At 37.5% G+C, this 9966-nt stretch carries 10 protein-coding genes; 1 reads left to right on the forward strand and 9 read right to left on the reverse strand.

Annotation, left to right across the window (positions count from 1 at the left end; translation table 11 throughout):
• Positions 1 to 136: 136 nt before the first annotated feature.
• From BIV60_RS24825 to BIV60_RS24835, 4 genes are all read right to left on the reverse strand, one after another.
• Positions 137 to 1528, reverse strand: coding sequence for a cadherin-like beta sandwich domain-containing protein (locus BIV60_RS24825; protein ID WP_071358381.1), 1392 nt, complete (start codon positions 1526 to 1528; stop codon positions 137 to 139).
• 146 nt (positions 1529 to 1674) lie between these two features.
• Positions 1675 to 2124 (reverse strand): SRPBCC family protein, encoded by a 450-nt coding sequence (locus BIV60_RS24830; protein ID WP_071358382.1) that lies wholly within the window; start codon positions 2122 to 2124, stop codon positions 1675 to 1677.
• Positions 2081 to 2251 carry a hypothetical protein gene (locus tag BIV60_RS29930; RefSeq protein WP_177177396.1) on the reverse strand — a complete coding sequence of 57 codons (171 nt, stop codon included), beginning with the start codon at positions 2249 to 2251 and terminating at the stop codon, positions 2081 to 2083. The genes BIV60_RS24830 and BIV60_RS29930 overlap by 44 nt, the downstream gene beginning before the upstream one ends.
• A gap of 126 nt (positions 2252 to 2377) precedes the next feature.
• The gene (locus BIV60_RS24835; RefSeq protein WP_071358383.1) at positions 2378 to 3559 is read right to left on the reverse strand and encodes an LL-diaminopimelate aminotransferase; all 1182 of its coding nucleotides are present in this window, start codon (positions 3557 to 3559) and stop codon (positions 2378 to 2380) included.
• 472 nt (positions 3560 to 4031) lie between these two features.
• Between BIV60_RS24835 and BIV60_RS24840 the strand changes: the two genes are divergently transcribed.
• Complete coding sequence (locus BIV60_RS24840; protein WP_071358384.1) at positions 4032 to 4679, forward strand: YczE/YyaS/YitT family protein; 648 nt, start codon at positions 4032 to 4034, stop codon at positions 4677 to 4679.
• A gap of 39 nt (positions 4680 to 4718) precedes the next feature.
• Here BIV60_RS24840 and BIV60_RS24845 read toward each other — a convergent pair whose 3' ends face one another.
• The 5 genes from BIV60_RS24845 to BIV60_RS24865 all read right to left on the reverse strand — a co-directional run bounded on the left by BIV60_RS24845 (position 4719) and on the right by BIV60_RS24865 (position 9500).
• Positions 4719 to 5351, reverse strand: a complete 633-nt coding sequence (locus BIV60_RS24845) for a YcnI family copper-binding membrane protein (protein WP_071358385.1) — start codon at positions 5349 to 5351, stop codon at positions 4719 to 4721.
• Between the two features lie 23 nt (positions 5352 to 5374).
• Positions 5375 to 7030 (reverse strand): copper resistance protein CopC, encoded by a 1656-nt coding sequence (locus BIV60_RS24850; RefSeq protein WP_071358386.1) that lies wholly within the window; start codon positions 7028 to 7030, stop codon positions 5375 to 5377.
• Positions 7031 to 7061: 31 nt separating this feature from the next.
• A complete protein-coding gene (locus BIV60_RS24855) occupies positions 7062 to 7637 on the reverse strand; it encodes a DeoR family transcriptional regulator (RefSeq protein ID WP_071358387.1) in 576 nt (191 codons plus the stop codon).
• A 193-nt stretch (positions 7638 to 7830) separates the two neighbouring features.
• A complete protein-coding gene (gene spoIIP, locus BIV60_RS24860) occupies positions 7831 to 8985 on the reverse strand; it encodes a stage II sporulation protein P (protein ID WP_071358388.1) in 1155 nt (384 codons plus the stop codon).
• A gap of 320 nt (positions 8986 to 9305) precedes the next feature.
• On the reverse strand, positions 9306 to 9500 hold the full coding sequence (locus BIV60_RS24865) for an IDEAL domain-containing protein (protein ID WP_071358389.1): 195 nt from the start codon (positions 9498 to 9500) through the stop codon (positions 9306 to 9308).
• Between the last annotated feature and the right edge of the window lie 466 nt (positions 9501 to 9966).

Raw genomic sequence — 9966 nt, forward strand, 5'->3', positions numbered from 1 at the left:
TTAAATATAAATATAACATAATCTGAAAAAAAAGTAGAATAAAAATTCTTCCTTTTTTTAAAATTTTACTATATTAAATTATAAAAGCGTTTACATTTAAATAAAAGAAAACCTGCAGCAATCGGCAGGTTTATATTTAAAATATTTTATTAAAAAAATAACTAATGCTTTCTGTGATTCGTCCCCATAATGTTGTAGATTGGGAACTATTGCTTTTATTCCCAACAGTTGTTTGCGGTAACGATTGGGTATTACTGGTATTCACAACAGAAATATTATCTGAATTACTTGCAGTTACATCCGAGGTGTTATCCTGTTTTGATGAGGACTCATTTTTTTCGGTCTTTTTCTTAAATACCAAAACATAGGTTTTCCGATCCTCCCCATTTGTAACCACAACTGAAATGATTGTTTTTTTATCATCTAGTTTTATCTTTTCGCTGCTTCCTCCTTCAATTTTAATAGTGGAACTGCTATATTTTGCATTTGGGCTAATCGTAACTGAATGTACATCACTGTTTACAGTTAGATGGTACGTATATTCCTCCGTTGAAAAATCTTTATTCCAGGTACCCGCCGAAACTGATAGGGATGATAAGGTTGCCTTGCTTACTTTTTTGATGACGTTTTGGGATTGGTTTTTGTAGCCATTATTTTGAGCTGAAGCTGCCGATTTCACTGCATAGTTAGTAGTAATTAGTTGCGTCTGCTTACCGGGATTTGTTCTCCAGTTTGAGTTATTTGGTTTTGTTCCAGTTGTTCTTGGAATTTGACCTGTTGTCCGATTAGGCCGATTGTTTGCCTTTTTTGTAGCTCTGGTTACATTTAATGTGTATATTTTTTTCTCACCATTTTCAGCAGTAACTAAAATACTAACTTTTGATTCACCATCTGGTAATTTTACAGAGAAGCCTCCATCTTCGTACATCTTGTTATTTATCTGCATTGTTGATGTTTCTTCCATAGCCTCCGGCATTATTTTTAATGAAGCTGTCTCATTGGGAACTTTTATGTTGTAATTAAGAATAGCAGAATCAAATTTTGGAGATAACTCCCCGTTTGATAGCTTTATATTTTTTAATTGATTATTGTTATTTTGTTTTCTTGTTACAGTTAAGGTATACGTATTCTGCGGATGGGTCCCATCCGATACGGAGATGGCGAAAAGGTTTGTCCCTGTTTTAAGTGCCAATGGTTTATCGACTGCAAGTTGACCATTAATGGACATACTTGCTTTGGGATTATCACTTACTAGTTTCAATGAGATTTGTTGAATCTCATTTTCCACGGTTGCTGAATATTCTTTCCTATCACTTGAAAATGACGGATTAAGTGATACACCATTAATCTCCAATTTCGATAAAGTATTGTTGTTTTGCTCTTCAGAATTCGTTGTTACTGTTGTTTGACCGGTTGTTACTGTTGTTTGATCCGTTGTGGCCGCATACGTAGATGGTATGTAAGAAATCGACCCGATACTAACCAGGGACGTTGCAAGAATGATTTTCACTCCTTCACGCTTTCGCATCGATATTCCCCCTATTAATAAAAATTTCATCGCTAATCATTAATAAGCACTATAGCAATCAATGCTTAAGATTTGCTTAAGTTTTTTCCAAAACAACGTAACAAACCCCGGACCTAAAATTAGATCCGGGGCTTTTCAGTAGATTTTTATACTTGCTTAAGTTCCTTTAATTGGGCTGAGATCGCCAAAGCCATTTCCTCTGTGTACTTTGGAATTGTATTTTTTAACATTGAATTGACCATTGGGGCCGCCGCACCAAATGCACTAACATCTAAAAATCCTGTCATTCTTGTTTTATTTGCACTAAGAGATTCCGCCTCAAAATAGCCGCTGCCACTATACTTTTCTTTAAGTCCTTTTAAGGTAAATGACACTCTTGTCGGTTCATTCCACTCGGTTATTTCAACCAGCAATTGGACCTTTTTTTTCATAATGCCGATGTCTGTTTTAAATTCCCATGTGGACTGACGGTCATTAAGTTTTTCATGGCGGATATAGCCGGGAACAAGTGGTGCCCAATTATTCATTTCTTTAACAAAGTCCCATATTGTCTCAATGGGTAAGTCCATCACAACCTGGTGCATTCCGCTTGGCATTTAATTTCCCTCTTTCTCTTGCAATATAAGGTGAAACTTCAATCAGTGGGGAGTTTTTCCATCCACACTGATTGTTAGTTGAACCAATCGGGCTTTTACGGGCAGTTGATCCTCCACTTATCCCCATATTCGTTCTCTCAGTCTTGTTATAGGGTCTTACTGCCCGTTAATGCGGGATAAAAAACCTTCAATCTCCCCAATTGAAGGTCTTTTATACAGATATATGATTCAATCACTAAGAATAGAAGGAAAATTAGCCGCTATACGTATATTCACTTAAGAATGCATGAATCCGTTCAGCTGCTTCTGTTAAACGTTCGGGCGGCTGCACCATTGCGATTCTTACATAACCTTCACCTAATTTTCCAAAGGCGTCACCGGGCACAACTGCTACTCCTGCCTGTCCAATCAACTCAAAAGCAAACCCTCGGGAGGTCCACCCCTCGGGAATCTTTGCCCAAACAAACATGGTCGCAGGTGATTTCGACACTTTCCAGCCACTTTTTTCAAGGCCGGCAATTAACACATCTCTGCGAATTTCATACTCCTTCACCTGATTACTTAAAGAAATATAATCAGATGTAAGCGCCCTGACAGCAGCTTGTTGTATTGGATAAAAAATTCCATAATCAATATGCGATTTTAACGCACCAAGAATTTCCAACGCCTTTGCATTTCCAACAACATAGCCAATTCGACAGCCGGCCATATTAAAGGTTTTGGAAAGTGAATTGAATTCAATTCCCACTTCCTTTGCTCCTGGAACCGACATAAAGCTGATTTGCGGGTGACCATCAAAAATTAGTTCTGAGTAGGCAAAATCGTGAACCACCATGATGTTATGCAGTTTCGCAAACTTGACAACTTTTTCAAAAAAATCACGGTCAGCCAGAGCCGTTACCGGGTTACCGGGATAACTCAGAATCATCATACGTGTCTTTTCTAAAATTTCTAATGGGATTTCTTCAAGCTTTGGTAAAAAATGATTTTCTGCAAGCAACGGCATCGGATAAATAACTCCGCCAGCTATCGTTACACTTGCTTCGTATATTGGATAACCGGGGTCTGGGACCAAGACATAATCACCAGAGTTACAAACCGCTGTAGCCAAATGGGCAAGGCCATCCTGTGACCCCATCAATTGCAAGACTTCTTTAGTCGGGTCAAGTTCGACAGCGTAACGATGCTGATAAAAGTATCTGACTGCTACATGAAATTCTGCAATTCCTTTCAAAGTATACCCATACTTACTTTTATCCTTCGCATATTCTACCAATGTTTCAACAACAAATTCAGGCGGCGGTAAATCAGGGCTACCCACGCTTAAATCAATTACATCTTTTCCATTTATGATAGCTTGCTGCTTACGGTCAGCAACCTCTTGGAAGATGCTTGCCGTCATTTTTTGTAGCTTTTCAGATGGTACCAGGTTCATACCATTCACCTCGCGTTATTCGTTTTTTTAGGATAATTTTTAATCTAGTTGGAAAATTTCCATTCTTTTAATTATATAACTATTCAAAACTATTTTAACAAACTTTAGATATATTCAAAAAAATAAATTGATAATACTGCCGCCGTATTTTAAAATCGTAAGATAGGTTTTAAAATTCTGATAAAGTGAAACTTCAATCAGTGGGGGTTTTTTTCATCCCCCACTGATTGTTAGTCCCGTTCTACTGTCTCTAATATCAAGGCTATCGCCTTGATAAAGAGACAGTACGAACCCGATTGGTTCAACTAAGCCGCTGAAGATCATAGCGGCAAGTTTCACTGTATCTCACCAATCGGGCTTTTACGGACAGTTGATCTGCCACTTATGCTTCCTGTTTCCACTAAGCCTTGAAGTGGGGGTCTTACTGCCCGTTAATGCGGGATAAATCAAGCTTCAGTTCTTGGGGGTTAAAATGGTGGTTATCCTTTTTCGATATTTTTTGTTTTTTGCCGGATTGGTCTGTTTCGGGCTAGGGAACGCAATTGCTGTCAAGGTGAAACATGTAGGCTTACATCCTTGGGAAGTATTGAATGTAGCTTTATACAAGCATTTTGGTCTTTCAATTGGTACATGGTCGGTGATTTGCGGCCTGGTTCTTGTCATCGTTTCTTTTATCGCAGACAGAAGGTATATCAATATTGGGACCTTTTTAAACGCTTTAATTATCGGGCCGGTTATGGACTTTTTTCTTTGGCTTGATATTCTTCCGCATGCTACCAATACTTGGTTGGACTATCTTATTCTTCTATCCGGAATCATAATTACTGGAATTGGCGGGGGGATGTACGTGGCAGCAGGGATTGGTGCAGGACCGCGTGATGGTTTCATGTTATCGATTTCTGACAAAACAAGATTATCCGTCAGTCAAGCCAGGATGATTGTAGAAAGTTTTGTCTTAATTATCGGGTTATTAATGGGTGGCCCTGTCTTTATTGCAACGTTTATATATACTTTTATCCAAAGTCCCATCTTTCAGCGTTCTCTGAAAGGCTTTAAAATCTTAGTCGAAGCGATGAATAAGAAAAACAAGAAAAATACCCCTAGAAGCGTGGTAATGTAAGAAAGACCGGGATCATTCCCGGTCTTTCTTGTAAATTGATTAACCTCTTTTACGGAATGAAAGTACAAGTGCCCCAGCAGAAATAGCGATAGCTGCAATTGGCAGAACATTGTTTGATTTAGACTTTTCTGTGGTTGTTTCTGCCGTTTTCTTTTCCTCATGTGTTGCAGGTTGTGTATCATGATGATCAGCTGTGGTTGCCGTAACAATGTCCGTAATCGAATGCGGAGTATCAGATTTTTCATCCCCCGTCCACTCTACGACACTGCCGTCTTTGTAATATTGGTAAGCATCCCATGCTGCTTTCGCTGCTTTATCAGGGTTTTTTGCAACAAAAACAAATTGTTGAAATTGACCTGGTTGTATCCCGTCTCCAGTTGCTTCAAATGTAAAGTTTTTTACTTTTCCGCTGGAATCCTTTTCTGCTGTATACTTCCAACCCGGGACTGGTTGATACGACATAATTTCTACTCCGGCAGGTGCTTTTACTGTTATTTTGGTAGTGGGAATATTTTTTTCAACCGGAACTTTTAATGTATAGGTTTCCCAAGCACCTGTTGTTGAAGTTTTTGGAACAACTGTAACATGTGCACTTGCGATACTTGAAAAGAAAAATAAACTCACTACTGCAGGGATTAGAACTTTGGTAATTTTACTTATAAATTTTTTCATTTGAATTCTCCTCTTTTTTATATTTATTGACTTCCAACTATACAGTGGAAATCTATATCAATAGTGTCTAGCGACTTGGTCAGTCCATGAACATGCACTTTCCAATTGCCAGCCATATTGAAACCCATACTTTTTAAGGTGTATTTTCCTTCAGCTTTTTTCTTTAAAGTAACTGTATTCACACCCATATCCATGTCCAAAGAGGTGAGCGTAAGGGTAACTTGATCGATCCCCTTCATTTGTTGTCCATTATTATCCTTAAGCGTTACCTCAAATAAATTTTCGCCAATAACATTTGGTGTAACTCTTAATGTCACCTGATTTCCTTGTCCCGCTGTTTTAGTTTCCTGAAAGGGACCGGGAGCGGACATCGCTGTTGGCAGATTGGTGAGAAGAACTGAAAGGATTAAAATCACACATCCAATCAACAATTCACTCCAAATTGTACCGGAAAGTCCCTTTTTATTCCTCTTTCTACCTTTCACAAAATTAATGGCTGCCAAAACTAACATGAAAAGAAGCAAAATTACTTTCCAAACTAACACCTTTCCATAATCTGTATGGGTAAGTGAATACAGGTTTGGAATATATGAAAGGCTACCAAATACACCCGTAATAGCTAAAAGCACTACCAGGATTAAGCCCCATTTGTAAAATCTGCGGATGGTTGTCAAATAAACATCCTTTGTTTCGGATCTTTTGATCATCGGGAGCAATACAACCATGGCAATTAAGCTTCCAATCCAGACAGATGCAGACAGTAAATGCAAGAAATCTATGGAAACAGAAAAATATTGGTTAGTTGTTGAGGCCGCGTGACTTGTTAACGATTTAGTAAATAACAAGCCTATTCCCAAAATAAGAACGATCCAATTGAGAAAATCATAGTTAGATTTATTTCTGCCCAATAAAAAGACAGGAATCGCCAAAACAATGAGCAAAACCACTTGAACTAGCCATGTATCCCCAAACTGAGTATTGAAAATCATATCCTGAATGGTCGAAATACGAAATACATCTAACCAGCTGTTACCTGTTAAAATCGTTGCCTGCAGCGGAAGGCTTAACAGGATACTAAGCAATAAGAATATATACGAAACCTTGCCTGCTTTGATTAAAGGCCTTATAACAGATAACTCTTTGGCGGAATCTTTCGGTATAACAAGTAACATAAAAAATAGAACACCAATCAAACAAGCACTACTAATATATTGCAGCCAGCGAATCACGATTAAATCCGGAGTTGGAGTATATCCTTTTGAAGAAGGATGGACCACGGAAGTATTTTGACTCGTATCACTCTCACCAATCTGAAACGGAATCACACCTTGGACAGGGTGCCCATCATTTGATACAACCTTCCATTGTATCTGATACGTTCCATTCGGAAGGTTTTTTTCTAAATCACTTTCAAGTACTGAAGGCTGCTTCGGGTCGACACGGCCATTCTTTTTATCCACCCGTTTTCCGGAGGAGTCAAACACTTGAATAGAATTAAATTCCGGTTGGATGGTTTCATCAAATTGAATCACCACTTTTGTCGGAGATTTTTTTAAAATTTCATTTTCAACAGGTGTTGATTTTTTTATATAAGCATGTGCAGAAGAAATTGATGGAAATAAACAAATGAAAAGAAAGAGCATCAGTAATAATATACTGCTTAACTTTTTTACATTCATTGCCCCACCTCCCTTCTTTCTAGTTCTGCAACTACTTATGACAGCAACATCCTTGTTCACCATTCATCCGCTTCTGAATTTCCTCGACAGCTTCCGGAAATCTGAGAATACTGCCGCCAAAACCTTTTTGAAATTGCTCGGCATGTTTTAGTGACTCAAAAGTTAATACCTGCGGCTGGCAGCAATTCAAGTTAAAGTCAGCGTCCATTAGATAGTAGGCCATTTTTGCGCTCACAGTTGAATGACTTAAAAAGTCGCGGCAGATAATTTGCGAGACATCCTTTTCGATATCTTTATATCGAAGTAACCCGCAATGGGGGCAGCATAATTGCTCAACCCGTAAATCATTCAATATAATTTGGACAAGGTGTCGATTGTTCGATTCTTTCAAACAATATGTACAAGCATTCAAAAAATCATTCGTAATGGGTGTTAAAGAGATTCCGCCTGAGGTTTTAATAATTTTCTTTTCTTCAAGTAATGGTTTAATATCGCGATAAACAGTCATCTCTGATACATTTAAACGTTTGCTAATATCGGAAATCGATAATGCGCCTTCTTGGTTTAACCATGTTACAATTTGCTTTCTCCGCTCAACCGGTAACATTTTTTATTCACCCCTTAAGAAAACCTTTCCAATACCCATCTTAATCCACCTTGGTGTCATTAACAATATAACTATATGAACATTTTGTGAATAAATGTTGAACAATCACATTTTTTAACAAACCGATAACACTTTTAATCATGAAAAAGCAAAAAAAGAAGGCTCACGATTTAATCATGGCCTTCTTTTCCATTTAAAATGCCTTAGCATTTTTCATTTGCCAATAATATTCGCTAAATACATCTGCAAATGCATCGATTGCATTATGGAGCTCTTGTATATCGTTATCGACTCCGCCTACTTCTAAAAGGATGGCACGTGGTGAAAGATCTTGATTGTAAACCCCATTTCCTTCACTTCGGTCTTTTGAAACAACCCCGCGGCTTAATCCTGGATATTTTTTTTCAAGTGCATCATGAAGCTTTTTAGCTAGTTCCAGGTTTTGTTTGTAATTAGGATTCGCTTGTCCTACTACAAAAACTAATCTAGCATATCTTTTATTATTAAGCGTTGTACTTGTTATGTTCTTTCTTGATGAATCACGATGAATATCAACCATAAATTTTAAGTCACTATTATCTGCCAACGCCTCTTTCACGACACTCCGCGAATATTGATAGGCAGAATTTGCATCCCATCCTCTTTTATGAAGCTCTTGAGTAGCGTTGATTGTGCTATTGTCACTGCCAATCCCCTTTGCAGCCAAATCCTTCACTAAGTAATCCCCAACTCCGACAACGTTCACGCGATTGTTTGAACTCACAGCTTCATTTGGGTTTGTCACATTTTTTAACAGCGGGAGATAGGATTCCCAGCTATGTGTATGGTAAATAAATACAATTTTTTTACCATTTGTGGTCTGGCTTGGCGGCGGTGTATTATTATTTTCATTTGAATTATTTTCATTTATCTGATTTTGAGCAATTTCCCTCTCTTTTAATAAAACATCCATTGGCGGTGCGGATTCAATTGGCAGTGTGGTTAAATCAGTTCCTTGACCGGCAATTTCAATCTTTGTATTAAACTCGGCGAATCCTGGTAATTCTCTTTCAAAGAATGTTCGGATGTCGCTGATTTTAATATTCGTTGCAATTTGAAAGCCAACCTTTGTTAAGGGAATATCTTTAATATCTTTACGATTTTGGATATAATACTTATTTTCACTTCCAAAAAAGTAAAGATACAGTTTATTTAAATCAGATGTCTCCAGGACCTCTCCGACTGACTCCGAGGACATTTTTAATGAAAGAATCGTCGTCATTCCTGCGATTAAAATAAAAATGACAATAACCGATATGACCGCACCATTAATACGAATAAACAAACTAAATGGCTTATTTTTTTTCATTGATTTGAACCTCCCTCTATTAAAATCTTATGCAGGTAAAATAATAGATAGAAGCAGCTTTCAAAAAAATGCTAGATTAGAAAAGCGCAAGCGCCTTGATCAGCCTCAGGCATAGCGTAAGACGAGCCGACGAGAAGGTTGCTCTTTAACCTTCTTCACGGATCGGCTTACGACCTCGAGGGGCGTGGCTGCTTGCGCTAGAGAATTCTCGAAGTCGAAAACTTATACTTTCTTAATCTACAAAAAAGAGAGATCACAAAGAAGCCCTTTTCGATTGGAAAAGGGCTTCAAATTTTTAAATTAAAATTATAGTTAGCGAACTACGAAATTTTCTTTAATTCCTCTGACAGCTTCAGGAAATCTTCTTTATTTCTTTCCAGTAAGGAGCGATCGATTTCCTCCCGGAGCTTTGCTTTGCGAAATTCGAGCAAGGCATTGTTTAACACCATTTCAGCAATTTTTGAATCCATTTCTTCATTCGGTTGTTGTGGTGAATTAAGTAATTTCTTTTCCATCGGAAATCAACTCCTTTAGTTTTTTTTTATTATACTAGTAATTTTCTAAAAATTCAAACACTTTATTTTAAAAATTTTTGGTAATTTTTTTGAAGAGTGTAATTCATTTGATTTCGGGTAAATTATATCCATCTATTTTAATAAGGGCTCTTTTCGTAAACTTTGTAGCTATTGGACCTTAATAAGAGTCAAATACTTAAGTTTCTTGGCAATTTTCGCAAACGTTCTTACGAAAAGATGCCACGAAGCATTTAGTTATACGGGTTAATGAACTTATACGAAAAACAACAATCTATGCGAAAATAGCCTAAATAAGAGTAGGAGGAGGATTATGGAACAAGCAGTGTTAGCCGGGCACCAGCAGGTAAATAACATCAATGTTTATTATGAATTCTATCCAAAATCAACAACGGATAAAACGGTTATTTTATTGCATGGCTTTCTTTCATCCACTTTTACTTTTCGC

The organism is Bacillus sp. MUM 116 (assembly GCF_001866655.1).
Lineage (GTDB): Bacteria > Bacillota > Bacilli > Bacillales > Cytobacillaceae > Neobacillus.